Origin of the sequence: Streptomyces sp. NBC_01571, assembly GCF_026339875.1 — a bacterium.
GTDB lineage: Bacteria > Actinomycetota > Actinomycetes > Streptomycetales > Streptomycetaceae > Streptomyces.
In genome coordinates, this window is the sequence record NZ_JAPEPZ010000002.1 from 863543 (window position 1) to 888655 (window position 25113).

Genomic DNA, 25113 nt, shown 5'->3' on the forward strand with positions numbered 1-25113 from the left:
GCCAGGGTGCCTGCCCTGCGCGTCCATCGTCTGCTCACCGAGCGTGTCGAGTCTGACGTCGATGTCATGTTCGATCGCTTCCTGTGATGGGGGCGTTGATGCCCGCCACAGAGTTAGCATACGTATGATGTTTGCGACAAGATTTATATGACGTCTGCTTTAGGGCCCTGGACGACTAGCTAGCTTGTCCGGGTCGGGTCCGGGACGAGCCCTGTGCCGTGCAGTTCCTCCCACAGCGCCTCCGGGATCACCGCCCGATACCGCGCGACATTGCTTCGCACGTGTTCCTGGGTGCGCATCCCTGTCACCACCGAGGCGACCGCGGGGTGGCGCAACGGGTATTGGATGGCGGCCACGGGAAGCTCCACGCCGTGTCGCTCACAGACTGCGGCAATGCGGGCGACACGTTCGACGACGGCTCGCGGCGCTGCTCTGTAGTTGTAGGTTGCCGAGCCGTCCACGGCCGTACTGCTCAGCAGTCCGGAGTTGTAGACCGCCGCGGCGACGACACCGACGCCGCGGGCGCTGGCGACGGGCAGCAGGTCGTCCAGTGCCGATTGGTCGAGAAGGGTGAACCGCCCGGCGACCATCACCACGTCGACGTCGGTCTGCCTTACGAACTCGGCCAGCATCGCTGCCTGGTTCATGCCGGCGCCAATGGCACCGACGACGCCCTGCTCCCGAAGCTCGGCCAGAGCAGCGACCCCGCTCACCGATGCCGGTCCCCAATGATCGTCCGGATCGTGCAGATAGGCGATGTCAAGCCGGTCCGTCCCGAGGCGAGCCAGTGACTCCTCCACGGAGCGAAGGATCCCGTCGCGGCTGAAGTCCCAGACGCGCCTCTTCGCTGCCGGCACGATGAACCCGTCGTCGTCGAGCCGGTGACGCGTGTCCGGGCTGTCCTCGAGCAGGCGGCCGACCTTCGAAGAGATGACGGTGCCTCGCCGAGTGGTCGCATGCAGGGCGTCCCCCAGGCGGCGTTCGGACAACCCGAGGCCGTAATGCGGCGCGGTGTCGAAGTAGCGGATCCCTTCCTCGGCTGCGGCTCTGACGGCGCGATGTGACTCGTCGTCGGTCGTCTCGGTGAACAGGTTGCCGAACTGGGCTGCACCCAAGCCCAACTCCGTGAGCTGGTGCCCGGTTCGCAGCCCTCGGGCCGGCAGCATCTGTTCTATGGATGCAGGGTCGCGCGGCGGTCGCTTACTGGTCACGAGGCCGACTATAGCTGCGACAGCATACGTATTATGTTTCCTGTTAGGGTACGCGGGCTGTGGGCCGCTGCGGCCTGCGGCATAGCGAGGAGGAGCCGGTCGCATGCTGGCGGCAAGTTATGTAGGTGCGCGCACAATGACGGTCGAGGAGCGGGAACCGGCCGAGCCACGTGCAGGGGAGGTCCAGATCGCCGTGGCTTACGTCGGAATCTGCGGCACGGACCTCCACGTGTTCCACGGGGACATGGACGGTCGGGTCAGCAAGCCAGCGACGATCGGACACGAGATGTCAGGCACGATCGTCGCCCTCGGCGCCGGCGTGGAGGGCTGGTCGGTGGGTGATGCGGTGACCGTCATGCCGCTGGCCTGGGACGGCACCTGTCCGGCCTGCCGTGCTGGGAACGAGCACATCTGCCAGAACCTGAACTTCATCGGCATCGACACCCCCGGAGCACTTCAGGAGCGCTGGAATGTACCGGCGTCGACACTCGTGCGGCTGCCGTCACAGATGTCGCTGCGAGACGCCGCGCTCGTGGAGCCCGTCGCGGTGGCAGTTCACGACGTACGACGTTCCGAACTCGCCGCAGGTGGCAAGGCGTTCGTTATCGGTGCGGGCCCGATAGGCGTTCTGATCGCGATCGTCGCTGCCGCGGTCGGCGCCGAGGTCGTGATCGCCGAGATGGACCCGACCCGGCGGTCCGCCGCCGAGGAGATGGGACTGACGACGCTGGACCCCTCGTCGGTCGACCAGGTCGCCTGGGTGGAGGAGTGGACGGACGGCGCCGGAGCGGACGTCGTGTTCGAAGTCTCCGGCTCGGCCGCCGCCGTGCTCGGCGCCACCAGCTTGGCGAAGGTCCGTGGCACGCTCGTGGTGGTGGCCATCCACTCGCAACCGCGGCCCATTGACCTGCACCGCGTGTTCTGGCGGGAGCTGAGGTTGCTCGGGGCACGGGTCTACCAGCGCCACGACTTCGAGCGCGCCATCGAGCTCTTGGCCGAGGGCGCCATCCCGGCCGAGAGGCTCATCACGGGCATCGTGCCCCTGAGTGAGATCGAACCGGCCCTTGGTGTCCTCGAGGCGGGGCAGGCTATGAAACTGCTCGTCGCGGTGAGCGCGTCATGAACCCGTTCGACCTGACCGGCCGCCTTGCCGTCGTGACGGGGGCCAAGCGTGGAATCGGGTTCGCCGTCGCCGAGGCTCTGGCCGCTGCCGGTGCCGACATCGTCGGACTCTCTGCCACCCTCGATCCGGCGTCGTCGGCGATTGGCGACCGCGTGCGCCAACTCGGCCGTGAGTTCTCGGGACACCGCGTCGACTTTGCCGACCGGCGGCAGGTGATCCGGTTCGCCGAGGAACTCGTCGCCGGCGAGCGGGCGGTGGACATCCTGGTCAACAACGCCGGGACCATCCGGCGCGCTCCTGCCGCCGAGCACCCTCTCGAATGGTTCGACGAGGTGCTCGAAGTCGATCTCACGAGCACGTTCGTGCTCAGCCAGGTTCTGGGGCGGCGGATGCTGAATGCGCAGCATGGGCGCATCATCTTCACCGCCTCCCTGCTCTCGTTCCAGGGCGGGATCAACGTGCCGGGCTACGCGGCAGCCAAGTCCGGCATGGCGGGATTGATCCGGGCGCTCTCGAACGAGTGGGCTGGATACGGTGTCACTGTCAACGGCCTCGCACCGGGCTACATCGCGACCGACAACACCCAAGCACTTCAGGACGACCCTGACCGGGCCCGCACGATCCTCGAGCGAATACCGGCGGGGCGGTGGGGAAAGGCGGAGGACATAGCAGGCGCCGCCGTGTTCCTGGCCTCGGACGCCGCGCGCTACGTCTCCGGGACGGTCCTGCCGGTGGACGGCGGCTGGCTCGGCCGATGATGCTCTTCGAACGCGCGCCGGTGGTGTCAACGCTCCGGCTCCGGCAAGAAGCGGTAAGGGCGGCCTGATGAGCCGGCACGTGCTGACAGTTGGGGAGACGATGGAGCGTTTCCGCGCCGCCGAGGTCGGCGACCTCGCCAAGGCGGCCGACGCCCACACCGCGACCGGTGTGCGGACAGCAAGCTGCCACGGGCCCCAGTCGGCTCGGCATTGAGGCGGTCGGGGTAGGACGAGTCGGCGCCAACGCCCTCGGTTGGTGGGTCGTTCGCGACATCGGAGGGCAAGGTGTTCGACGCGAGGTCACCGTCGATCCCGACATACCGGCGTCCCGGATGGGCCGGCTGCGGGCGGGCCGTCGGTGCCCCGGGATTCGGCGGAGCCGGAGTCACAGGTGCCGGTGCGGTGTGAGGGGCTGACCTGGCCAGCGCTGTCGGTGGACCACCAGCGCATTCTGTAAGCGCTCTCGGACCGTCTCTGGCCCGGTCAAGGACCGCTGACCTTTCAGGAGATGGCCGCCGTGTTCGGCAGGGAGGTGGTGTCGGCACGGGTGGAGCCGCCGCGGTCGACGGCGAGGCGTCCGGTCACGCGCGGCCGCCTTGCCAAGGTGGCGCAAGGGCCGGTTCACGCTCGCGCAGGGTGTCGCTGGACGAGGCTGCGCGCGCTTCGGGTGGGCAAGGAGACCGACGGCGGCTCTTGCGGAGCGCTGCGCGCAACCAGTCCTGGAACTCCCCGACCGGCTAGTGGTCGCGCCGCCGGCGGAAGACCGCACAGATCCGGTCCTGCGGCGAAAGTCGGCGGACACCGCCCGCACTTGATGCCGTTGTCGACGAGGCAGCGGATAGCGTCCAGTATCGCCCGGCGGCAGTTTGCCTCCGGCTGAGCGACACAATCACGTGTCGGTGCGGCCGAGTTGAACTCCACCGGTGTGAGCACGTACAACGCAGCGACTGAGCCGCTGGATCTCGGTTGGCTTCGCGACCCCGAACTGCCAAGAGGCCCTGCTTCCATGCCCGCAGCCGACAGCAACCGCCGAACAAGACCACCGTTCGACGGGCACCCCTCAAGATCGGAAGGACACCGGCTACTCAGGTGATGACAAACATCATACGTATGTCCTACAGTCCTGGCGCAGAGTCGTCAACGAAGTCGACAGGACAAGGACATCCCATGGTCGGAACCCACACTGTGGTGCGTTCGCGCCGTAAGGCGCCGGCCGTCGCCGTATTGTGCGCAGCAACCGCGCTCCTGACCCTCGCTGGTTGCGGCGGCGAAGGCAGCTCGGCGAACGGGTCGTACGGCTTTCCCGAAGCCAAGCAGGAGGCCTCCTCCACGATCACCGTCTGGGTGGACGCGGACCGACAGGCTGCCGCGAAGGCGTTCCAGGCGAAGAACCCGGACACCAAGGTCAAGGTCGTCACCTATGACGGGTCGGCCAACGGGTCCAACTCCTTCCGGACGAAGATGCAGCTCTTCGACCGCGCTGGTAGTGGCTGGCCCGACGTCGTCTTCTCCAGCCAGAACAACGACGCGGCATGGGCCAGCCAGAAGAGCGGCGGCAAGCAGGCGTTCGCGGCCGTGTTGGACAAGGGACTGGTCCAGAAGGACACGCTCAGCAACTTCACCGAAGGCTCCCTCAAACCCTGCACGGTAAACGGCCGCGTGTACTGCCTGCGCAACGACCTCGCCCAGGCGGTGCTCTGGTACGACAAGTCACTGCTGGAGCAGTTCGGCTACGCCCTCCCGACCACGTGGGAGGAGTACCAGGCGCTCGGAGAAAAGGTCGCCAAGGAGCACCCGGGCTACATCATCGGGACGGCTGGGGATGCATGGACGCCCGAGGTGTTCATGTGGGCGAGCAAGTGCCAGGCCAATGACGTGCCCGGTCCCAAGTCCCTCACCGTGAAGACCGACTCAACCGAGTGCAAGCGGGCGGCCTCGTTGCTCGACGCCCTCCGCCAGAACGGCACCGTGCCGGTGGTCAGCGTGTTCACTCCCGAGTTCTTGAAGAAGTACTCAGGCAAAGTGCTGATGATGCCGGGTCCTGCCTGGTATGCCGGCGCGATCTTCAACAATCCTCAGTCGCTCAACGTGTCGGCCGGGCGGCTCGGAGTCGCCGCGCCCCTGCCGTGGAAGGGCGAGGGCGAGGCTGTGACGGGCAACGTGGGTGGCGGAACTTGGTTCATCTCCAGCCATTCGAAAAACCTGAAGGCCGCCGAGACGTTCGTCCGGTTCGTCACCACGGCCGACGAGTATCAGGTCGATGTCGCACCGGGATACCCGGCGTACGGGCCCGCCGCACAGAAGTGGATCGCCAAGCAGGAGGCGAGCAAGTACTACGCCACCCCGCTGCAGCCGGTGGTGACCGCAGCGTCGCGGATCTGGGACGGCTGGGGTTACCCCACGTTCAGCCAGGAGGCGATATGGGCGAAGACGATGACCCCGGGGATCACGGGCGGCAAGTCGATCGTGGACCTGCTGCCGACCTGGCAGAAGGCAATCGAGAACCAGGCCGAGGTCAACGGATACAGGGTGAAGTGAAATGTCCCTCGCTCCTCCGAGTGACCGGCTGACCGCTGACGCCTCGAGGCGTCGGCGGTCACGCCGGGTTAGCGGCCGGCCGGCCGGCCGCGCCTTCGCTCGCAGTCCGATCGGCTATCTCTTCGTCTCGCCCTACGCGTTGCTCACCATCGCCTTCGGGATCTTCCCTTCTCTCTACGCAGTACTCCTGGCCTTCACGACCGCCGACGGTGGATTCGCGGGCTTCGACAACTTCACCAAGGTCGTCGGCGACTTCCGGTTCTGGCCGGCCGTGTTCCACGTGACCACCTATCTCCTCATCTGGCTCCTCGCGCTGGTCGTCTTCGTCGTCGGCCTGGCATTGGTGGTCCACGCTGTCAGTCTGCGGTGGGTGAGCACGACCCTGCGCTTCATCTACTACCTGCCCGGCGCGCTCGCGGGCGCGTCCAGCGTCCTGTTGTGGCTCTTCGTCCTTGATCCGACGGCGAGCCCGGTCAGCGGTCTGCTCAGCGCAATGGGATTCGACAGTTTCGTACAGGTGATCCAACCCGGCCACCTTCCGGCGATCTTCGCAATCATCGCGTTCTGGACCGGAGCCGGCGGGTGGATCATCATCATGTACGGCGCCCTCAACAACATCAGCCCCGAAGTGATCGAGGCCGCCCGCATCGACGGAGCGAACGCCGTCCAGATCGCGTTGCGGATCCAGCTTCCGATGCTTCGTAAGTGGGTTGCGTACATGGGGGTCATGTCGCTCGCGGCCGGCACCCAGCTGTTCGTCGAGCCACAGTTGCTCAGCCAGGCCAGCAACGCAGTAGTGCCCAACGACTACTCGCTCAACCAGCTGGCTTATCAGTACGCGTTCCAGCAGAACGACTTCAACGGCGCGGCCGCGATCTCGCTGATCCTGCTGGTCGTCGCACTCCTGCTGTCCTGGGTGTTCGTGGCTCGTGGCGGCCTCTTCGAGAAGGAATGACCATGACTGCACTCCCCGCCGGACGCCGCCGGCCGAGCCTCAGCGGGTGGAGCGGGCGGTCCATCGCGGGCGTCCTGCTCGTCGTCTTCGTCCTGTTCTTCGCCATCCCGATCGTCTGGCTGCTCCTCGCGGTCACGAAGAACTCGAAGACGCTCGTCGTCGCCGACCCGTTCTCGCTCGGGTCGTGGTCGGGCTTCGTCGCCAACTGCCATCAGTTGTTCAACTTCCAGGACGGTGCAGTGACGACCTGGATCGGGAACTCTGCGCTGTACGCGATCGGCGCTCTGGTGATCACGCTCCTCGTGAGCATCCCCGCCGGCTACGCGCTCGCGCTCACGGAGTTCAGGCTTCGGCAGGCGCTGCTCGTGCTGACACTCGTCGTCATGCTGATCCCCAGCACCGCACTGGTGCTGCCCATCTTCCTCGAGCTGAACAGTGTCGGCTTGATCGGAAGCCCGCTGTCGGTGATCCTGCCCATGTCCTTCTTCCCGTTCGGCGTTTATCTCACCTATATCTACTTCTCGACCAGCATCCCCCGTGACATCCTCGCAGCCGCGCGCATCGACGGCTGCAACGGAGTCCAGGTCTTCACCCGAGTCGCCCTTCCGCTGGCCGCCCCGATCGTCGCCCTGGTGGCGTTCTTCAGCTTTGTACAGAACTGGAACAACTTCTTCCTCCCGTTCGTGATGCTGCCCTCGAGCGACGGCTACCCGATCCAGGTCGGGCTCACCTCGCTTCTGGCGTCAACCCCGGCTTTCAATCCCAGCTCCGCAGGATCCGACTCCGTCCAGCTGCCCACCTTGGCGCTGGGGACGATCGTGTCGATCCTGCCCGTCCTGGTCGTCTTCTTGTTCTCCCAGCGATTCCTGGTCGCGGGCATGACAGCGGGAGGAGCCAAGGAATGACCGCTCGCACATGCAAGGAGAACTACCGCCGATGAAGATCACCGGGTACCGCAGCCTGAGCACCGTTCACGACTGGGGCAGAATCACCGGGGACGTCAACGGGGTCCAGCCCAGCCACGCCACGCCGGTCCCCGTCCTCATCATCGAGACCGACACCGGCATCGAGGGAGTAGGCCTCGGGTCCCACGCCGACATCGCCCGTGTCTTCCCCGCGATCGAGGGCGATGACCCGCGGTCGGTCGTGGCGCTCTACGACCGAATGCTCGACTGGGTATTCAAGGCCGGTCACTCAGGATCCACCTTCGGCACCATCGGTGCCGTCGACATGGCCCTCTGGGACATCAAGGCCAAGGCCGCTGACGAGCCGCTCTGGCGGACCCTCGGGGGCCGCGAGCGCTTCGTCCCCGGGTACGCGTCCGGCCTCGAGTACGGCCTGACCGAGGACGAACTCGCCGACCTCTACGGTCGGTTCGCGGACCGCGGGTTCAAGGCCGGCAAGCTCAAAGGCGGCCGCGACCTCGACCGGGACCTGCCCCGGCTGGAGATCATGCGCGACATTCTCAGCCGCAACTCCCGCCGCCCGGCACTCATGTTCGACGCCAACGAGTCGTGGAACCACGCCCAGGCGGCCCGGTATGTCGCGGCCATCGAGCAGCGCATGGACCTCACCTGGGTGGAGGAACCGCTGCGCCGGTGGGATGCGGCCGGCATGGCCGCGCTGCGCGGGAAGGTGCGCGCGGCGATCGCCAGCGGCGAGAACCTGACCGGACTGGAGCAGTACCGCCCCCTGCTGGACGCCAACGCGGTCGATATCGTGCAGGTCGGCAACGTGTGGGGGATCACCCACTTCCTCCGCGTCGCGACGCTCGCGCACGCCCACGATCTGCCGGTGAGTCCCGTCGCGTACAACGCGAACCCGGTGGCGCACGCCGCCGCCGCCGTGCCGAACCATCTGGCCTTCGAAGTCCAGGATCTCCTCTTTCCCGTCGGTCTCGATGTCGACCAGCAGTTCGACGACGGAGGCATCGTCCTGGGCGATCGCCCGGGCATCGGGATCGTGGTCGACGAATCCCAGATGTCACCAGCCGGCGCCGCGACGCCCCGGCCCGCGGCGACTGGACCGCACATCCGGCCCGAACGCGCTGCCCTGCGGCTGGTGGCCGAGCCGGACGTGACGCACCGCGGAGGCCGACCCTCGTGACCCGTCGACCTGAGCGCAGGGCCTTCGTCGTGGGTGTGCGGCCCGAGAAGCGCGAGGAGTACCTGGCGCTGCATCGTGCCGTGTGGCCGAGCGTCGAGCGAAAGCTCACCGAATGCAACGTGCGCAACTACAGCATCTTCATCTTCGGCGACATCCTGTTCGCCTACTACGAGTACGTCGGCGAGGACCACGAGGCGGACATGCGAAGGATCGCCGACGACCCGGTTTCGCAGGAATGGTGGACGCACACCGACCCGTGCCAGGTGAGGATCGCCGAGGAGCGTGATCCCGGGGCGCTGTGGCAGCCCGTCGAGGAACTGTGGCACCTCGCATGACTGCCGGCATCGACGCCCATGTGCACCTGTGGGACCGGGCCGTGGACCCGCAGGACTGGATCGACGCGGAGACCATGGCGCCGATCGCCCGCGACTTCGGCGCCTCTGATCTGAGCGAGATGCTGGCCTCGACCGGACTCGACGGTGCCGTGGTCGTGCAGTCGAGCAACAGCCTCGACGAGAGCGTCCGGCTCGCCCAGCTGGACTCGTCCGCCATCGCCGGCCTCGTCGCGTGGGTCGACCTCGCGGCGGAGGTCGGACCCCAGCTCGACCGGATCCGCGAAAACGCCGCTGTCCCCGTCGTCGGGGTGCGGCATCTGGCCCACATCGACCCGGACCCGGAGTGGATGATGCGCGAGGAGGTCGGCGCGGGCCTCGCGGTACTCGAGCGCGAGGGCCTCTGCTTCGACCTCGTCGTGCGTGAGTGGCAGCTCCCTCAGGCGACCCGCCTGGCCACGCGCCACGGCGGACTCCGCTTTCTTCTCGATCACCTGGGCGATCCGCCTGGGCCCGGGCAGGACAGGAGTACGTGGGCGTCGCAGCTGCGGGAGCTCGCGCGCCAACCGAACGTCGTCGCGAAGGTCTCGGGACTCACGTCGGGACTCGTCCCAGGATCATGGCGTTCGGCCGATCTCGCCGCCCCGGTGACGATCGCCCTGGGATCCTTCGGCCCCGAGCGTCTGCTCTACGGCTCCGACTGGCCGCTGGCTGAGCTCGGCGGGGGGGCGGCGCCCTGGAAGTCCGCTCTGGAAGCCCTGCTCGACGGGCTTTCCGCCGCGGAACGCGCGCGTGTGTTCGGCGGCAACGCTGCCGACGTCTACTCGCTCTCCTGATCGAGCGCTCGACCACGCGCCCGAGGCGCGTGGTCGGGCAGCCGACGACGCTCCCACGAGATGTGGATGTGATCGTGCATCGCCTTCTGGGCCGCGGCGACGTCCTGCCTCGAGATGGCATCGACGATCGCCGCGTGTTCCTTCAGCGTCAGTGCGAACGCGTCAGGCGGGTCGATGCCCTGGTAGCGGCTGGACTCCGTGGCTCGCTTGTACAGATGCTTGGCGATGTTCTCCGCCAGCCGGTTGCCGGAGATCTCCATGAGCGCGTAGTGGAACACCACATCCGCCTGTCGGAAGGAGTCCGTCTCGGACTGGCTTTCACGCATCGTGGTCAAGGCGTTCTCCAGCCTCCGCAACCCGTCTGCGCTGCGAGAACCGGCAACCGCGCCCGCCATCGCCGACTCGAGGCTCGCCCGCACGATCGTCAACTCGTCGAGGACGCCGAGCGTCTCGTCGTTGTCGATCAACGCGGAGAGCACCACCGGATCGAGCATGTTCCAGTAACCCGGCGCCCGCACCTGGGTGCCGCGCCCCTGGGAAACGATCACCAGGCCCTTCTCCTCCAACCGCTTCACCGATTCACGCAGCACCGTGCGACTCACGCCGAAGTGTTCGCTCAGCGGACCCTCCGGGGGCAGCAACTCGCCTTCCTTCAACTGGCCCGTCACGATGAGGTCTACGAGCTCGGAAACGACTGCAACCCCCAAGCGCCCGGCGGGCAGACGTCGCGGGAACAGACGGGTTGAGTGCTGCGACTCGGTTGGCATACGTATGACCTTAACGCCTCAATCAACCTGCGGTCGACGAGGTTCCTGGTCCACGATATGTCGCCGACGTTCAACGTCCGGGCCGCAGAGGCGTTCACGACGCATAGCCTCGAAGTCGTCGGCAGCGGCATACCGAGTCAGCCTGGACCACGGCGGCCGCCGAAGTCACCGGCCGGCAACCCTCGCGCGCGGGTCGCAGTCGGTGAAGGCCACCCTGCCAGCCAGGTGTGGGCCCTGGTCCACGGGTCAGGGCCCAGCGTTTGCCCGGATCGTCTTGGCTTGGGGTGATCAATGTCGGCGCGGGCCCCGGAAGCAGTGCTCGAGCAGTATCTGGAGGCGCTGGTCGAGGAGGAAGCCCCGGCCGTGGTGGTCGTCGGGCCGTCGCGGAGAGAGCCGACGGGTCCGCGCCGTGCTGTGTCGCATTGGGAGAACGCGGCCGGGGCGGGGATCTGTCGGTGGACTACCGAGCGTTGGCGCCTGCCGCGGCGGAGGCCGGAGTCGAGGGGTTGGATGCCCGGCGGACAGCCGTGGTACTCGGCTGGGACAGTGCGTCCGCCTCGCGCGTCGAGGGTGCGAGAGCACGGTTGAAGAGGGTGGTGGAACGGGGCTGGCTGGTGGAGGCGAAGCCGGGAAGGTTCACGACGCCGCCGTCGGAACAGGTTGATCATGTCGGGCGGCCAGCCGGCGGTTCATGGGTGCGATCATCGACCAGCGGATGACGGCCTCACTCGCGTCGGTGCGGCGTTCGTAGTCTCGGACCAGGCGCCGGCTGAGCAGGAGCCACGCGAAGGATCTTTCGACGACCCAGCGGCGGGGCAGTGCCTGTGGTGTGTTCAACGACGAGATGCGGACGTGCACGAGGCGACCGTGCGGCAGGTGCGCGAGGACATCGAGGTGCCGAAGGTTGCCCTGTCCGGCCTGGTGGACAGCCTCAAAGGTGTCTCCGCCCGCATCCTGCGTCGAGACTTCACCTCCCGAGTGAACCGGGCCATCATGCACGGCCCCTTCTGGTCGCCGAGTTACTTCGCCGCGTCCTGCGGCAGTTCCCCGCTCGCGGTGGTGCAGCAGTACATCGAGCAGCAGCGCCGCCGGCTGTAGCTTCGCTCTGCGGACCGTTGCGCCTCACCCCGCCCTGAAGGACGTCGCTTGCGCAGGGCTCATCCGGTCAAACAGGAATGTTCCAGCCGCCCACTCTGGCGAGGCGCCCAAGCAATTGCGGCAGGGCACGCTTTTACGGTGGACGGCGCACCGTTTTGTGTATGACCGGCCACCGCAGGACCTACCTGCCCGGTGATTTGGGCTGCACCGTTGCTCTCTGGTCCCCGGCGTCGAAGACGACGCCGCGCGGCCACTGCTGCCACCGTGTGCCCAGACTCGCGTGTTGCGGGGTTCCCGTACGTACGAAGGTCCGGATGCTGTCGATCATCAGGCTTGACAGCTGCAGTCGCCCCGGCTCGTTCTTGGCGCTGAACGCGAAGGTGAACAAGCCCTCGTCGAACGTATGGAACACGAAGGGCAGGTCCATGGCGTGTGCGGCGCCGTACACCTGGTCGAAGGGCGGTGACTCCTGGTTCCAGGCGAACTGGTAGTAGTACAGGTGCTTGTTTCCCGCTTCCTGTACTGAGTTCAGGGAGTCGTGGGTGATGCCGGTGAAGATGAGGTCGGTCAGATCGTCCGCAGCCTCGTTCCAGCCGCCAGGCCCGTCGACGGGAAGGTACGCGTCCGTGATGAAATCGCACACCGTGAACGGTGATGGCTTGTCGGGGTCGAAGAAGTACTGCGAGGTGAAGCGCTGGTAGTCGGTCGGCCGGAACGCCCCGATCGCCGATCCGAAGAGCTTGCCCTCCTCCAAGGTGTTCCCGGCGAGGGTGGGGACGTTGCGGAACTTTCCCGCCTTGATAGCGGCGTGGTAGTCCGTCGGCAAGACCGTCCCCTCCGCGATGACTGCGGGCGGGTCGCCGGCCTTGGAGCCTTGCCGGACTTGCGCGCGGATGATGTCACCGGCCGGCATCGATCGCAGACGGCGCACGGCGTCGTCTGGGCCTTCACCTGTGCCGGCGGCTTCCTCGACCAGCCCGTCAGCGTACGTGCGCGCTTTTTGCGGGGTGGTGAACAGGAGGCCGCCACTGAGCGGGATCGCTTTGTCCAGTAAACCTTTACTCAGAGGGGACACCATGAGGGCCCACACGTTGACGGCGCCGGCGGACTCCCCCATCACCGTCACATTCGAGCGATCGCCGCCGAAGGCGGGGGCGTTGCGGTTGATGAAGCGAAGGGCCTCGATCTGGTCCAACGTTCCAAAGTTTCCTGAGTCGTTGACCTTGTCGCCCGTCTTCAGCCCAGGCAGGTCGAGCCACCCGAAGACCCCGAGCCGGTAGTTGACGGTGACCACGACCGCATTGGTCCGGCGTGCCAGGGCGCGGCCGTCGTACATCGGATCTGCCGAGTACCCGACCACGTTGCTTCCTCCGTGGATGAACACGATGACCGGCAGGTTCTTCTTCGCGTTCGAGGGGCGGAAGACGTTAAGGGTGAGGCAGTCCTCGGAGCCGACGGGGTTGCCAAGGCCGTCGCGGACGTCCAGCCCGTAGTGAGGGCCGGACGGTGCGGGGCTGAACATGCGGCCTTGCTGTATGCAGCCGTTCCCGAATTGGCTGGCGTCACGCACCCCGCGCCATGGCTGATGAGGGACGGGGGCTTTCCAGCGTAGCGGCCCCACGGGGGGCTCTGCGTAGGGGATGCCCAGCCAGGAATAGGTTCCGGTCGACCGGTCCTGGTCGATGCCCTGGACCTTGCCGAGGTTGGTCTGCCGTACGACAGGTGTTCTGGGTGCGCCGTGTGCCGACGCTGTGCTCATCGTTGCGGCTGCCAGCACCATGCCGAGCAGTGCGGCGCCGACTCGTGTCATCAGCATCACTGTCTCCCTCCCGTCTGAACACTGGGTTCTACCGGCGGCGTGCTGGGCTGCGGCTCGCTGTCCTCCTTCTGCACCGTGCGCCGCAACAGCGGAAGGGCCAGCACGCCGAGAACTGAGCCTCCGATCAGCACCGCATACCCGCCTGCCTCGCTGCCCCGGCCTTCGGCGAACCCGTACAGGTAGGGACCGGTGAAACCTCCGAGCAGTCCGACTGTGTTGATGAAAGCGAGCCCTGCCGCAGCCATCAGCCCGGACATCCGCGCCATCGCGATCGACCAGTAGAGGGGCAGAACCCCGATGAGCAGCATCATCGCGACGTCGATCAGCAGGATGCGGGCTACCGCACCATCCGCGAGGGTGTAAGCCACTGCCACTAGGACTGTGCCAATGGTGGCGCCAGTGAGGACGTGGAGCTCACCTGACGCCCGCCGGTGGAGCCAGGGGATGACGAGCACGCCGATAAGCGCGCCGATGCCCGCGCTGCCGCTCACCACACCGATGAGGAAGGATCCCTCGACACCGAGGCTTTCGACGATTGACGGGAAGTTGTACTGGATCGAGACGCTGTTGATCTGGTTGGCGAAGTAGATCACCGCGAGTACGAGGATGAAGGGCCGGCCGAACGCCACCTTCACGTTGCCCTTCAAGGTGGCGTGTGCGGGGGCTGTGTGCACGGTGGCTCGTTCGTTCAGCACCGCGGCCTCTTGTGCTGAGAGCCACAGCGCGTCAGACGGTTTGTCCGGCACCCAGTGCCATACGACGCTCCCGACCACGATCGTGATCGCGCCCTCGATAAGGAACATCCACTGCCAACCGAACAACCCGGCTGCGCCGTGGAGTTCCATGAGTGCGCCGCCGAGCGGGGCGCCTAGCCTCACCGTTTCGGTTGGGCTGAGGCGGCGTCGCTGATCGCCAACTGTTGGGTGGCCGATGTGATTTCGGTGCTTGGGCAGGTCGGAGTCCCGGCGCGGTGGTCGGGTTCTCCGGGTTCTTTCGGGTCGTGGGCGGACGGGGGTTTGCTGGTCAGCTGGCGGGTCGGGGCAGTGCGGCGAGTCGGTGGAAGGCCGTGGCCAGTTCGTGTCTCCAGGGCCAGGTCGCCGATATTCGCAGGTGGAGGCGTCGGCCGCCGCGGGTGAGGCGGGCCGTGACGTGCAGTAGCCGGTAGCGGAGTTTCTTCGGCTCGGCGGTGGCCAGCTCCCCGTCCAGGAGGAGGACACGGGTCCAGGCGAGCAGGTCGATCGCGGCGAGGCTGAGTTCGAGCCAGACGGCGTTGACGGCGAAGTCGCGGGAGGGGAAGCGGCCGAAGCCGGTGGTTTTGCCGCACCGGATGTGGTCCTCGACAGTGGCATGTCCGCGGTGGCGGACCTCGAGGAACTGGGCGGAACCGCCACCGGAGTACGGGGTGTCGGTGAGGAACACCTGATGCCGTAGGCCCTCGTCCTGGTCGAACAGGGACAGCTGGGCTCCGGGGTGCGGCCGCTCTCGGCGCACGATGATGCGGGTGCCGGCCGGGTAGCCGTCCAGATCGACCATGCCGGTCAGCTCGGCGACCTCGGCGCCATCACGCAGAGTCCCGTCCTGGTCCAGGGCGGGATGCCAGAGGCGGTCGGGCATGGCCCGAATGGCTCGGCGGACCGGCTCGGTGATGGCGTATCCGACCGAGAAGAAGGTACGGATTCCTCGTTTCCGCACGTCGCGGACGTGGGCGAGGAATGCTTTCGCGGATCCGGCACTGTCGGTGCGGACGAGGATGTCGGTGCCGTGAAGTTGCGCGTCGGGGATCTGCGCGAGTGCCTGGTCGAACACCGTGATGTGGTCGCTCGCGGTGTTGGCACCGGCGTTTCCGGGACGGAGTCGGCCCGCCAGTGCCTCGCCGGTGTTGGCCAGGAAGCACAGCAGCGGGTGGAAGCCGAAGCCGCCTTTATAGGTGGGTGCGGCCTGCTCCTTCTCGGAGTGGCAGGTGATCAGCGTGGCGTCGAGGTCCAGGACCAGCCCGGGCAGAATGCGTCCCGCGGCCCGGACTGCGGGTATGCCCTCGCCTTGCTCGGCGGCCTGCATCCAGGCGACTTCCCGAGCTTGGGCACGCGCCGCGCGCAGAGAAGCCAGTGTCCTCTCGTCGGTGTCGGCGAGCAGTCGCCAGGCCGTCGGTGCCGAGGCGACCGAACCGAACACCCCTGCCTGGTCCCGCAGTACGGCCAGGTCCGCGATGGCCTCACCGCCGTCGGCGAGCACCACCGCCAGGTCGGTGGCGATCCGGCCAGGATCATGCCCGGTCCCGCGCGGCCGAAGCGGCCTGAGCGCGGTGGAGTACGCGGCGGTCAGCCCGGTGGCATCAGCGAGATCGGCCAGTAACCGTGCCCCGGCATGCCCGACCACCCCCGAACCATCTGCACTGACCTGGATCTTGGGACGCAACCCGATAGCCTGCACGTAGAAAGTGCCCTCCGCCTGGACCGACAGAACTCCTCAGCAAGGTTCATCGTCCCAGGTCAGGAAGGCACTTTCGCATTTCCGCCCCACCAGCCGCCGTACCCAAGCGAAACAGCGAGGCTAGGGCCAGGCCGGCGCAGACGGCTAGGTAGAGGATCCCGACCATCGTCACCCGCTGCTTCTGCGAGAACCAGATGGTGATGATGTACATGAGAGCCGGGTACAGGCCGGCCTCGGCGGCTCCCAGGAGGAGCCGGACGATGTAGAAAGAAAGCTCGTTCTGCACGAACATCATGCAGGCGCAGAGAGCACCCCAGGTCACGGCAATGCGAGTGATCCACCGCCGCGGACCCACGCGGTACATGATCAGGTTGCTGGGCACCTCGAGGAGCGCGTAGCTCAGGAAGAAGATGCCTGTGCCGGTGCCGTATGCAGCGACGCCGATGCCCACGTCAGCGTCGAGCGAGGTCTTGGCCAGGCCGACGTTGGTGCGGTCCACGAACGCCATGAAGTAGACGAAGCACAAGATCGGCAAGAGGTGCAGCGCAGCCTTGCGGCTGGCAACCGCATGGGTGCGATCGGTGTCATCTGGGATGGTGTGCTGCTCTGTCATGACCGGCCTCCAGCGGTTTGATGCTGGAGGCCACCATTCGTCATTGAGTGAATTCGTGGTGCGACTCTCATGAGGTCTCCCTTGGCCGGGCGGGTCTCCGCGCCACCCGATGTGGTCGCCGTCACTGTAGGGAGCGGGGCATGGCCTCATGAGGTGTGGATCGTCCACAGTTGCGTGAGCACGGGTGGAGTAAAAGACCACCGTGATGCAGTGCAGTTACACGCGGCAGGACTGCGCGGCTTGCCGTAGCCGCTCCAGGCGGACGGCCAGCCGCAGAGGCAGGTCGTCAGTGGCCCGCCAGTCGTCGCCGAGGACCGTCGAGATGCGGTCGAGGCGCTTGATCAGGGTGTTCAGGTGCACCTGGAGGCCGTCCGCGGTACGGCGCAGGTTGCCGTCATTTTGGAAGTAGGCGTCCAAGGTGGCGACCAGTTCGGTCGACCGGCTCGCGTCGTAGGCGAGGAGGGGGCCGATCGAATCCGCGAGGAAGCGGTCGAGCTCGACCTTGCGGTCAACGTCGAAGGCGAGTGCGTAGAGGGCGAACCTGTCTGTCGCGGCCCCGTTGTCGGACCACCCGAGGTGTCGGGCGACCGCCATGCAGCGTGTGGCACGTGAGAACGCACGCGCCCAGTCGTGGCCGGTAACGCGTTCACAGATTGCCATGACGGGACGACCGAGTTCCGTGCGGAGTCGCTGCTGGACGGTGCGAGCGAATCCTTCGGCGTCCTGAGCGGCAGCGATGAGCGTGGCGTGGCCCAGGTGCTCGCCCGCCAGTCCGGCCTCCTGCCGGGCGATCACGTGCAAGTGTCGGACAAGCTCTCTGGCCGAGGCGTTGTGAGCCTCGGCGATGACCAGAACGTTGAGAGCATTGAGGTCGATGCCACGGGAGCGGACCCGCGTCCGCTGCGTCACGCTCACGTGGGGACTGGCGACGATCAGCTCGGTGAGGAGTTCGCCGCTGAGCCGCTCGGCCGCGTCGGCGGCAGCGGTGTCCTTGAGGATCAGCAGTCCGACGACGTGCGATGCGAGTTCGAGACCCCGCACATCCATGGCAGAAGGTTTTTGGTGCTGGCTCCACAGCACAGTGCCCAGGACGCTGTCCCCTGCTCGGATGGTCGCGGCGCTGTGCCGTCGGCCGCCTTCCGTCGTAGTGGCTGCACGACCTGTGCTGCGTGCCCGCTCGATCACCTCGGCGAGTACGCCGCCTTCCGGCTCTTTGCCGGAGGACTCGTGGGTACCGCCACGGGCGAGGAGATCTCCGTTTCGGTCGAGGATGACGACCTTGCCCCCCATTTGTGCGGCGAGCTCGGAGGCCACTACCTGTGGCCCGCCGCCGGCGAGGACGACTCCGGTCAGCGCCTCGTGCAGCGACTGGGCCCGCTCCATGACGGCCACCTGTTCCTCGATGGTCCGATAGGCCGATCGCAGCTCGGCGAGCGCGCGGCGGCTCTCCTCGTAGAGCCTGGCGTTGTCGAGGGCGATCGCCGCGTGGTCGGCAAACGCGCTCAGGAGAGCAATTTCGTCGGCACGGAACCGGCGTTCGCTGCGGTGGGCGGCGAAGAGGGCCCCGATCACCCGCTCCCTCACGAGGAGAGGGACTCCGAGCAGCGCAACCAAGCCCTCGTTGCCGACGACCGCGTCGAAAGCGGGATCGTGCTGCACATTGTGGGCCCTGAGGTAGTCGCCGACCCAGTGGGCGGCGTGCGACTCGATCACTTTGCCGCCGATTCCGGTGCCCGGCGGGATGTGAGCGGACCGGAACGCGGCCGAGATAGTGCCTTCGCTGGCCCTGATGCTCAGCTCGCCGGCGTCGTCGAGCAGGGACAGATAGGTGAAATCCGTGCCGATTAGGTCGTGCGCGTGCCGGACGATGGAGTCCAGCACGTCATCGACATCACCCAGGGCGGTCAGGGATCTCGCCGTCGCATACAGCGATGCGAGCTCACGCTCGCGGCCCGGGCGGATATTCGCGTTTACTCGATCGCTCATGTTCCCTGCATCTACGTCGGTGGGCGGCCGTTGGTGCAAGACCGGGGCGGGTCGTTACCGTGCGGAACAGTAGATTATTCGTCCACCGCCATGAACTTACTTGTGGTCGATGCTCACCTCCCGGCATGGGGATCCCGGCTCCTACTGTGATGCCGACTACGGGGGCAGGGCTCAGTCGGCGCACCTGCCACGACGCGGCCCTGCCGGGCAAGTTGCCCTGCGCCCTGAACTAGATGCGAGGAGCAGGCGCACATGGACGGGCTCATGCAGGCAAGACCACTGACGATCGCACACCTCTTCGAGCGGGCTGAGACACTGTTCGCGCACAAGCGCGTCATCGATGCCGACGGGGATAGCCTCGTCTACCGCGAGTGGGCAAAGCGGGTACGTCGCCTGGTCACCGTGCTGGCCGGACTGGGTGTTCCGGCGGGAGCACGGGTGGCTACCTTGGCAGCAAACCACCGTAGGCACCTGGAGGTCTACGCCGCGGCGCCGATCAGTAAGAGAGTCCTCCACACGCTCAACATCCGACTTTCGTCAGATCACCTCACGTACATCATCGAACACGCCGACGACGACATCGTGTTCCTCGACCGGCGGCATCTGCCGTTGGTTGAGGATTGCCTCGACCGGCTGCCTGGAGTACGACATTGGGTGGTGTTCCCCGACGGCACGGGTGGCGAGCTGCCACCGGACTCCCGATTCCATGACTACGACGACCTGATCGCCGGCGCCGAGCCGTACGAGGGTTCCTTCGAGGCCTCCTTCACTAGCGCGGAGGAGAACCTGGCTGCCGGCTTGTGCTACACATCCGGGACGACCGGCCGACCTAAAGGTGTCCTCTACAGCCACCGGTCGACCGTCCTGCACTGCCTCGGGACCATGGCGGCCGGGCTCATCGGTATCAACGAGCGCGACGTGGTCCTGCCGATCGTCCCGATGTTCCACGCCAATGCATGGGGACTTCCGTACGGCTCGCTGATGGCCGGAGCCGACCTCGTACTGCCCGGTCCCTCAGCCGATCGCAGGCACCTGGCCGATCTGATGGAGCGGCACCGGGTCACGCTGGCAGCCGCGGTCCCGACCATCTGGACTGATCTGCTCCCGGAGCTGGCGGGCCGTAACCTGCAATCGATCCGTCTCCTCCTCGGCGGCGGATCGATGGTCACTCCGGAACTGTCCGCGGCGTATGAAGACGCAGTCGGAGTTCCCATCACGCACTCCTGGGGGATGACGGAGGTCAGTCCGGTCGGTGCTATCGGAGGGTTGCGCAGCCATCACGATGGCCTCGACGATGATGTGCGCGACGCCGTCAGAGCGGCACAGGGGCAGCCGATCCCTTTGGTGAACCTGCGCATCGTCTGCCTCGAGTCCGGTGAGCAGATGCCACACGACGGGAAGGCTGTAGGCGAGCTCCAGGTCACGGGGCCCTGGGTGGCACGGGGCTACTACGGAGGCGAGGGGGCTGACAACCTCACCATGGACGGCTGGTTGCGCACCGGCGACCTTGCCACCGTCGATGAGCACGGCTACCTACGACTTGTCGACCGGATGAAGGACCTGATCAAGTCCGGTGGTGAGTGGATCTCCTCGGTCGAGCTGGAGGCAGCAATCGCCACGCACCCGCACATCGAACAGGTTGCCGTCGTCGCACGGGACGATCCGCGATGGGTCGAGCGCCCCGTCGCCTTCGTCGTCCTCCGCGCAGGCACGACCACGAGTGTGGAGCAACTACGCGAACACGTCTCGCACCAGGTGGCCTCATGGTGGCTGCCGGACGAGTTCATCGTCCTCAAGACCATCCCCACGACTGGAACGGGCAAACTGTCCAAAGAGGCATTGCGGCGGTTGCTGCGTTCTCCGTGAACCATCCCGCAAACGGGCCCGGTGGATCAGGGGTTCGTGTCACGGCTGGTGCCTAGCGGCGTCGACGCAGAGCGACGCACCGTCCGTCGACCGGCACGTCGGCCACGTCCTCTACGACCAGCAGGCAACGGCCCGAACTTGGCAGCTGGGTGACTGGAGGGGGCTGTATCGCCGTATCGTCCCCGCGCCGCCGACCGTCGAGGCGGCGGCTCATGTGCGACTGGAGGCTGGGACGTGGCAACGGCTGTCTGGCGCGTATCCCAGCCACCGCCGCCACGCCCATTCACAAGCAAAGAGGGTCCGTCAGCGAGCTGACAGACCGTTGTCGGCGAAGTCGCTGTCGATCTGTGCGGAGTCACGTCGGGTGTCCCGCGGCGTGCTGCCGTCGTGCGAGAGACCGCGTCCCTGCCCTGGCCGGCCGTCGTCTCGCTGACCTGTGCCGTACGCGCGACCGCCCGGACACCGCCGTGCCCCAGCACCCGGCCCTCGGCCCCCATCAGGAGCCGGCGCTGCCGCTCGTCGAGGTGCCGGAACAATACCTCGAACTTCACGCCGAGTTGACCACGTACCCCATCGGAGACGTTCATGTCACAAAAACGAGCGGCATCACTGGAAGCAACACCTTGATCCTCTGCGAGCCCTTAGTACTCCAGCTGTAGATCACGATCATGCTTGGGTCGCGGCTTGGCGTCTGTAGTGGCTGGCCTGGGAGCGGGCTTGATGACGACGCCTCCAGTGGGACCAGCGGAGCCAATGACCGGCCTCGTGGACGGGTCGGGCGACAAGGGGGATGAAGAGCCGCTGGATCTCGTTGCAGGTCAGCGGTATCAGGTCGTCGGGGCCAGGGCGGAGACGGTGCTCGTCGGCACGGACGACGGCCAGGAAGGCATGGGCGAGCATGGCGAGGGTGACCCAGCGGGACCAGGACGTGTAGCGGCGGAGTTGATGTTCGTCCAGGCCAGCCAGGCCCTTTCCGGACTGGAACGTCTCTTCGACCCTCCACCTGGATCCAGCGACCCGCACCAGGGCTGTCAGCGGTACCGATTCGGGTGAGTAGCAGCGGTAGTAGGCGAGTTCGCCGGTGGTGCGGTTGCGGCGGATCAGCAGATGGCGGTGGCCGGGCGCGATGCTGGGCAGGTCAATGTGGGCCCAGTCGTAGAAGCGGTGTCCCTTGGCTCCGGCTCCGGCGGACAGCTTCTGCCAGGCCCGATTGGGGAGCTTCTTGGCCAGGATGTCCGCGCGGAACTTGCCGGCCCCGGTGATGACCTCGTGAGTGCGGGCCACCGCGAGGACGTATCCGGTGGCGCGGTCCTCCAGGGCGGCGCGGAGTGTGGGGTTGCCGCCGTAGACCTCGTCTCCGGCCACCCAGGGGGCGCGGTGTCCGGAGTCCAGGAAACGGGTGATCATGCGGGCGGCCAGTTCGGGCTTGGTGACGAACGCGGTGTCCGGGTAGAGTCCGCCGGCCTGGCAGCGGTCGGGCTGGTCGGTCCACGAGCGTGGGATGTAGAGCTCTCGGTCCAGTGCGGCGTGTCCGTGCTGGCCTGCGTAGGCGAGGTAGACGGCGACTTGGGCGTTTTCGATTCTGCCCGCGGTGCCGGTGTATTGGCGCTGGACGCCGACTGTGTGGATGCCCTTCTTCACGTCACCGGTCTCGTCGACCACGAGTACTGCCTGGTCGTCGTGCAGGTGCTCGACGACGTAGTCGCGCAGGTCGTCACGGACGGCGTCGGCGTCCCACTTGGCGCGGCTCAGCAGGTGCTGCATGGCGTCCGGAGTCGCCTCCCCGGCCCATTCGGCGATGGTCCAGCAGTTCTTCCGCGGGAGGTCCGCGAGCAGTCCCAGCACCAGGTGCCGTATTCGGCGACGGGGTTCGACCCGGGCAAACCGGCCTGCAATGCGGTCCATCAGGCCCTCGAACGCTTCCTGCCAGCGGGCAGCGTCTACGCTGTGACCTGCGGCCGCCGCGTGATCGTTTGTCTTCACACACCGATGATCAACGGTGGCCGCACCTCCAGTGCCAGCTAGGGCGGAACGGCTCGTCGAAGGAGACGCAGTGCTGGGATTGCTGGGCTTCTACGACGAATTCGACACCCGCTCCAGCCAGCCGAACGGATCGATCCGCGATGCCGTCCGGCCCGCCGGTGAGCCGGACGAGACGGACCTGGTGGCCTACCTGGACGCAGGCTACGTCCTGAACGACGTCATGGAAGGCGGACCGGACGTCATTACCGGCAGCCCCCACCGGCACTCTCCAGGATGCTCATCCCTGTTGACTGACGGAGCGTGGCTGTGGCGCCAGGACTTCCCGCACTATGTGGAAACCCACCACGTCTCGCTGCCCGACGCCTTCCTCGAACACGTCCGCAGCCTGAACTACCAGATACCCACCATCACCGTCGCGCAATTCGCTCCGCATTACGACGAGACCATGCCCATGGTCGGCTGGGCCTCATCAGTTCCGTGGCGATCGACCGCGACTACGCTCGTACCTGAACCACGGAGCGTGACCAGCAAAGCCCAGTTCGACGCGACGATGCTGGCCCAGGACCGGAACCGCCCCTACGGCAGTTGGAGCAAGCGACGCAAACCGAGGAAAGCATAGCCACCAGCAGCCAAAGAACGATCTACAGCTGGAGTATTAGAGGTCCTACTGTAGGACCTCTTAGCGGATGGGAAAGGGCTGATTGTCGAGGTCGCGGCTCACGGCCTCAGTGATCCGCTGAGCCTGATATGCGAAGGGAAGCCACTCTCTGTAACGCGCGTAGGAACCGTGCAGATCCTTCACGCCAGCAATTCGAGCAACTGCAGCCATGTTGTTCTCGAGACTAAGGAACCGTGCAAGCCAGATATCTGGTGTTTCCCTGCCGGCTGTCACGGCGGCAAAGCTGTCCATGTCGACGGCATTCGGGGCCTGACCCAGCGACCAGCCTTTGCTCTTGGTGAGGAAAACAATGAACTTTTCGAAGGCATTCTCCAGTTGGTACAGGAGCGGATGGTCAGAGCCCGGAGTTCCGGAGGGAAGACCCCAGCGAAGGGCGCCGATTACTCCACCGAGCACGTGCAGCGGGTAGGCCAGGGAGGACGCTCCATCTGGGCATCTGGCCCAGTACACCAGGTGGTGGCGTTGCAACCCGTCGCTATAAGAGGTGAAAGCCTCATAGAGCGCCAGGAGATGGTTATCCAGGCCGACGGGACGCCCGCGGGGGTAATACAGGGCCACACACCTGACCGGGGTATCCGAGGTTGCAGTCGCCGGTGTGAGGTTGGAGAAGATCGCAGACAGCCTAGACAGGTCACGAAGGACCTGGAAGTTTTCCAGCAGGAACGCGATGACCAGGCCAACCCCGGCCAGTCCGCTGAAGGTGACCATAATGCTGAGCACCCGCAGCACATCGCTGGCGGGCGTAAGCTGACTGCTGCCGACGGTGGCCAGCTGGGCAAAGCTGTAATAGAACGCTGCGGACAGTCCCGGTTCTAGCCCAGGTCCACTGACCTCGAAGCTATTCATCGCGCCAAAGAAGATCAGCCCGTAACCGAGGACGGTTCCGACAAGCCAGACCAGCAGCACGAGCAGGATCTGGATTCCGATGACCTGCTGGAACGCTCTTCTCCGCGCAACTTCCGGCAGCCTACAGAAAACTCGCCGCATCCCCATCCACGCCAGCGCGCACACTGACGGATGCAGGAATGCCTTCTCTCTGTAATTCATCGTAGCCAGGAAAATATCGCTGAATACTACCAGCAGGACCACAAATCCGAGGGCAATCCACAGCCCGTTCACAGTCTCTCCCAGTCTCAACCCCGCGACGCACTGATTCAGTGATCTCTTCCTCGGGTCACTGCGCTGGGCGGAAACGGTACGTGTCACCGTGACTTACGTAGTGAAACTCGGCTGGCGTCCTCGTCTGTTCGGCGGCACGCTGGAAATCTTCAAGCCCTGATAGGAAAACTGAAAAATCATTATAATGAATCGGGATCGCAGTCCTCGGCTCGACAATCTCGACGACACGCACCGCGTCTTCTCCCGTCATGGTAACCACAATACCCATCAGGGTTGTACCGCCCGCGTGCACCATCGCAAGATCGATGCCCGGATACCAGCGAGGGATGTCATACAACCGCTCGTGCAGCAGCGTGTCCCCGCTGATGTAGAGGCGGAATTTACGCTCCTCACCCAAACTGAAGTCCAGCATGCTTCCCATCACTGGCGGGAGCATCCCTGCGATCTGGTCTGGCGCATGCTTTCCCGGCATCGAAGTTATCCGGAGACGGGCATCACCTTTGACCACATCTTGCGACTCCCAAGTGTCGAGAGCGTATCCACGAAGGAACCCCTGCTCGCGCAAGCGACCCACCGCGTGCTCGTTGGTGACGATCGGCAGATCCTTGTCCAACTCTCGCGCCGCCACGTCATCGAAGTGGTCGCCATGATGGTGCGACAGAACGATCAGATCTATAGGAGGCAACTCACTGATCTGGCATGCCGGTTCGACCTCACGGCGCGCGTACATGCCATGCCCGAGGTGTACATGTTCGCCAGCATGGAGAAAGGCCGGGTCGGTAAGGATCGAGAACCCAGCGTAACGGATCACCGTCGTGGCATTGCCGACGAAGTACAACTCGCCATGATCGAATTCTGCCTGCGCTGTGCTCATCAATTCAATACTCATAGGGA

The 25113-nt window shown here is 66.0% G+C and carries 22 protein-coding genes and 3 pseudogenes; 13 read left to right on the plus strand and 12 right to left on the minus strand.

Annotated elements, in window-relative coordinates; genetic code table 11:
• Window positions 1-179: 179 nt before the first annotated feature.
• Entirely contained in the window at window positions 180-1166 is a 987-nt protein-coding gene (locus OHB41_RS47025) for an aldo/keto reductase (RefSeq protein WP_266708387.1), read from the minus strand.
• Window positions 1167-1314: 148 nt separating this feature from the next.
• Between OHB41_RS47025 and OHB41_RS47030 the strand changes: the two genes are divergently transcribed.
• The 9 genes from OHB41_RS47030 (at window position 1315) to OHB41_RS47070 (ending at window position 9859) form a co-directional block, all read left to right on the plus strand.
• Window positions 1315-2334, plus strand: a complete 1020-nt coding sequence (locus OHB41_RS47030; protein ID WP_526025094.1) for a zinc-dependent alcohol dehydrogenase — start codon at window positions 1315-1317, stop codon at window positions 2332-2334.
• Window positions 2331-3092 (plus strand): SDR family oxidoreductase, encoded by a 762-nt coding sequence (locus OHB41_RS47035; protein WP_266708029.1) that lies wholly within the window; start codon window positions 2331-2333, stop codon window positions 3090-3092. The genes OHB41_RS47030 and OHB41_RS47035 overlap by 4 nt, the downstream gene beginning before the upstream one ends.
• Window positions 3093-3171: 79 nt before the next feature.
• Window positions 3172-3306, plus strand: a complete 135-nt coding sequence (locus OHB41_RS47040; RefSeq protein WP_266708031.1) for a hypothetical protein — start codon at window positions 3172-3174, stop codon at window positions 3304-3306.
• A gap of 953 nt (window positions 3307-4259) precedes the next feature.
• Window positions 4260-5630 carry an ABC transporter substrate-binding protein gene (locus tag OHB41_RS47045; protein WP_266708033.1) on the plus strand — a complete coding sequence of 457 codons (1371 nt, stop codon included), beginning with the start codon at window positions 4260-4262 and terminating at the stop codon, window positions 5628-5630.
• A 1-nt stretch (window position 5631) separates the two neighbouring features.
• Window positions 5632-6585, plus strand: coding sequence for a carbohydrate ABC transporter permease (locus OHB41_RS47050; RefSeq protein WP_266708035.1), 954 nt, complete (start codon window positions 5632-5634; stop codon window positions 6583-6585).
• 2 nt (window positions 6586-6587) lie between these two features.
• On the plus strand, window positions 6588-7490 hold the full coding sequence (locus OHB41_RS47055) for a carbohydrate ABC transporter permease (RefSeq protein WP_266708037.1): 903 nt from the start codon (window positions 6588-6590) through the stop codon (window positions 7488-7490).
• A gap of 31 nt (window positions 7491-7521) precedes the next feature.
• Complete coding sequence (locus OHB41_RS47060; RefSeq protein ID WP_266708039.1) at window positions 7522-8691, plus strand: mandelate racemase/muconate lactonizing enzyme family protein; 1170 nt, start codon at window positions 7522-7524, stop codon at window positions 8689-8691.
• Window positions 8688-9026, plus strand: coding sequence for an L-rhamnose mutarotase (locus OHB41_RS47065; protein ID WP_266708041.1), 339 nt, complete (start codon window positions 8688-8690; stop codon window positions 9024-9026). Before OHB41_RS47060 ends, OHB41_RS47065 begins: the two co-directional genes overlap by 4 nt.
• Window positions 9023-9859: an amidohydrolase family protein gene (locus OHB41_RS47070; RefSeq protein ID WP_266708043.1), complete on the plus strand. Its 837-nt coding sequence runs from the start codon at window positions 9023-9025 to the stop codon at window positions 9857-9859. Before OHB41_RS47065 ends, OHB41_RS47070 begins: the two co-directional genes overlap by 4 nt.
• Here the strand turns inward: OHB41_RS47070 and OHB41_RS47075 are convergent.
• Window positions 9844-10626 (minus strand): FadR/GntR family transcriptional regulator, encoded by a 783-nt coding sequence (locus tag OHB41_RS47075; RefSeq protein ID WP_266708045.1) that lies wholly within the window; start codon window positions 10624-10626, stop codon window positions 9844-9846. The genes OHB41_RS47070 and OHB41_RS47075 overlap by 16 nt on opposite strands.
• A gap of 318 nt (window positions 10627-10944) precedes the next feature.
• Between OHB41_RS47075 and OHB41_RS47080 the strand changes: the two are divergent.
• A pseudogene (locus OHB41_RS47080) lies at window positions 10945-11345 on the plus strand (hypothetical protein); the annotation flags it as partial.
• Here the strand turns inward: OHB41_RS47080 and OHB41_RS47085 are convergent.
• Window positions 11263-11445: pseudogene (locus OHB41_RS47085) on the minus strand (hypothetical protein); the annotation flags it as partial. The pseudogenes OHB41_RS47080 and OHB41_RS47085 sit on opposite strands and share 83 nt — an antisense overlap.
• Before the next feature lie 33 nt (window positions 11446-11478).
• Here OHB41_RS47085 and OHB41_RS47090 point away from each other — a divergent pair.
• A complete protein-coding gene (locus OHB41_RS47090; protein ID WP_526025095.1) occupies window positions 11479-11724 on the plus strand; it encodes a transposase in 246 nt (81 codons plus the stop codon).
• A gap of 181 nt (window positions 11725-11905) precedes the next feature.
• Here OHB41_RS47090 and OHB41_RS47095 read toward each other — a convergent pair whose 3' ends face one another.
• The 5 genes from OHB41_RS47095 to OHB41_RS47115 form a co-directional block, all read right to left on the minus strand.
• Entirely contained in the window at window positions 11906-13540 is a 1635-nt protein-coding gene (locus tag OHB41_RS47095; protein ID WP_266708047.1) for a carboxylesterase/lipase family protein, read from the minus strand.
• Window positions 13540-14421, minus strand: coding sequence for an MFS transporter (locus tag OHB41_RS47100; protein ID WP_266708049.1), 882 nt, complete (start codon window positions 14419-14421; stop codon window positions 13540-13542). Before OHB41_RS47100 ends, OHB41_RS47095 begins: the two co-directional genes overlap by 1 nt.
• 145 nt (window positions 14422-14566) lie before the next feature.
• Window positions 14567-16003 carry an IS1380 family transposase gene (locus OHB41_RS47105; protein ID WP_266708389.1) on the minus strand — a complete coding sequence of 479 codons (1437 nt, stop codon included), beginning with the start codon at window positions 16001-16003 and terminating at the stop codon, window positions 14567-14569.
• Between the two features lie 16 nt (window positions 16004-16019).
• Entirely contained in the window at window positions 16020-16586 is a 567-nt protein-coding gene (locus OHB41_RS47110) for an MFS transporter (RefSeq protein ID WP_266708051.1), read from the minus strand.
• A gap of 216 nt (window positions 16587-16802) precedes the next feature.
• The gene (locus OHB41_RS47115; RefSeq protein ID WP_266708053.1) at window positions 16803-18572 is read right to left on the minus strand and encodes a helix-turn-helix domain-containing protein; all 1770 of its coding nucleotides are present in this window, start codon (window positions 18570-18572) and stop codon (window positions 16803-16805) included.
• A 252-nt stretch (window positions 18573-18824) separates the two neighbouring features.
• Here OHB41_RS47115 and OHB41_RS47120 point away from each other — a divergent pair, with 252 nt between their 5' ends.
• Window positions 18825-20438, plus strand: a complete 1614-nt coding sequence (locus OHB41_RS47120) for a long-chain fatty acid--CoA ligase (RefSeq protein WP_266708055.1) — start codon at window positions 18825-18827, stop codon at window positions 20436-20438.
• A gap of 407 nt (window positions 20439-20845) precedes the next feature.
• Here the strand turns inward: OHB41_RS47120 and OHB41_RS47125 are convergent.
• Both OHB41_RS47125 and OHB41_RS47130 read right to left on the minus strand, forming a co-directional pair.
• Window positions 20846-21025: pseudogene (locus tag OHB41_RS47125) on the minus strand (ISAzo13 family transposase); the annotation flags it as partial.
• 79 nt (window positions 21026-21104) lie between these two features.
• A complete protein-coding gene (locus OHB41_RS47130) occupies window positions 21105-22343 on the minus strand; it encodes an IS701 family transposase (protein ID WP_266708391.1) in 1239 nt (412 codons plus the stop codon).
• Between the two features lie 148 nt (window positions 22344-22491).
• On the opposite strand from OHB41_RS47130, the gene OHB41_RS47135 reads away from it, so the two are divergent.
• Window positions 22492-23040 carry a hypothetical protein gene (locus OHB41_RS47135; protein ID WP_266708057.1) on the plus strand — a complete coding sequence of 183 codons (549 nt, stop codon included), beginning with the start codon at window positions 22492-22494 and terminating at the stop codon, window positions 23038-23040.
• A gap of 60 nt (window positions 23041-23100) precedes the next feature.
• Here OHB41_RS47135 and OHB41_RS47140 read toward each other — a convergent pair whose 3' ends face one another.
• Together OHB41_RS47140 and OHB41_RS47145 are read right to left on the minus strand one after the other, a co-directional pair.
• Window positions 23101-24219, minus strand: a complete 1119-nt coding sequence (locus OHB41_RS47140) for a potassium channel family protein (protein ID WP_266708059.1) — start codon at window positions 24217-24219, stop codon at window positions 23101-23103.
• A gap of 55 nt (window positions 24220-24274) precedes the next feature.
• Window positions 24275-25108: an MBL fold metallo-hydrolase gene (locus OHB41_RS47145; RefSeq protein WP_266708061.1), complete on the minus strand. Its 834-nt coding sequence runs from the start codon at window positions 25106-25108 to the stop codon at window positions 24275-24277.
• Between the last annotated feature and the right edge of the window lie 5 nt (window positions 25109-25113).

Coding starts and splice junctions, on each gene's coding strand:
- OHB41_RS47025 (WP_266708387.1), bottom strand. CDS start 1,166: ATGCTGCCGGCCCGAGGGCTGCGAACCGGGCACCAGCTCACGGAGTTG.
- OHB41_RS47030 (WP_526025094.1), top strand. CDS start 1,315: ATGCTGGCGGCAAGTTATGTAGGTGCGCGCACAATGACGGTCGAGGAG.
- OHB41_RS47035 (WP_266708029.1), top strand. CDS start 2,331: ATGAACCCGTTCGACCTGACCGGCCGCCTTGCCGTCGTGACGGGGGCC.
- OHB41_RS47045 (WP_266708033.1), top strand. CDS start 4,260: ATGGTCGGAACCCACACTGTGGTGCGTTCGCGCCGTAAGGCGCCGGCC.
- OHB41_RS47050 (WP_266708035.1), top strand. CDS start 5,632: ATGTCCCTCGCTCCTCCGAGTGACCGGCTGACCGCTGACGCCTCGAGG.
- OHB41_RS47055 (WP_266708037.1), top strand. CDS start 6,588: ATGACTGCACTCCCCGCCGGACGCCGCCGGCCGAGCCTCAGCGGGTGG.
- OHB41_RS47060 (WP_266708039.1), top strand. CDS start 7,522: ATGAAGATCACCGGGTACCGCAGCCTGAGCACCGTTCACGACTGGGGC.
- OHB41_RS47070 (WP_266708043.1), top strand. CDS start 9,023: ATGACTGCCGGCATCGACGCCCATGTGCACCTGTGGGACCGGGCCGTG.
- OHB41_RS47075 (WP_266708045.1), bottom strand. CDS start 10,626: ATGCCAACCGAGTCGCAGCACTCAACCCGTCTGTTCCCGCGACGTCTG.
- OHB41_RS47095 (WP_266708047.1), bottom strand. CDS start 13,540: ATGCTGATGACACGAGTCGGCGCCGCACTGCTCGGCATGGTGCTGGCA.
- OHB41_RS47110 (WP_266708051.1), bottom strand. CDS start 16,586: ATGACAGAGCAGCACACCATCCCAGATGACACCGATCGCACCCATGCG.
- OHB41_RS47115 (WP_266708053.1), bottom strand. CDS start 18,572: ATGAGCGATCGAGTAAACGCGAATATCCGCCCGGGCCGCGAGCGTGAG.
- OHB41_RS47120 (WP_266708055.1), top strand. CDS start 18,825: ATGGACGGGCTCATGCAGGCAAGACCACTGACGATCGCACACCTCTTC.
- OHB41_RS47130 (WP_266708391.1), bottom strand. CDS start 22,343: ATGGACCGCATTGCAGGCCGGTTTGCCCGGGTCGAACCCCGTCGCCGA.
- OHB41_RS47145 (WP_266708061.1), bottom strand. CDS start 25,108: ATGAGTATTGAATTGATGAGCACAGCGCAGGCAGAATTCGATCATGGC.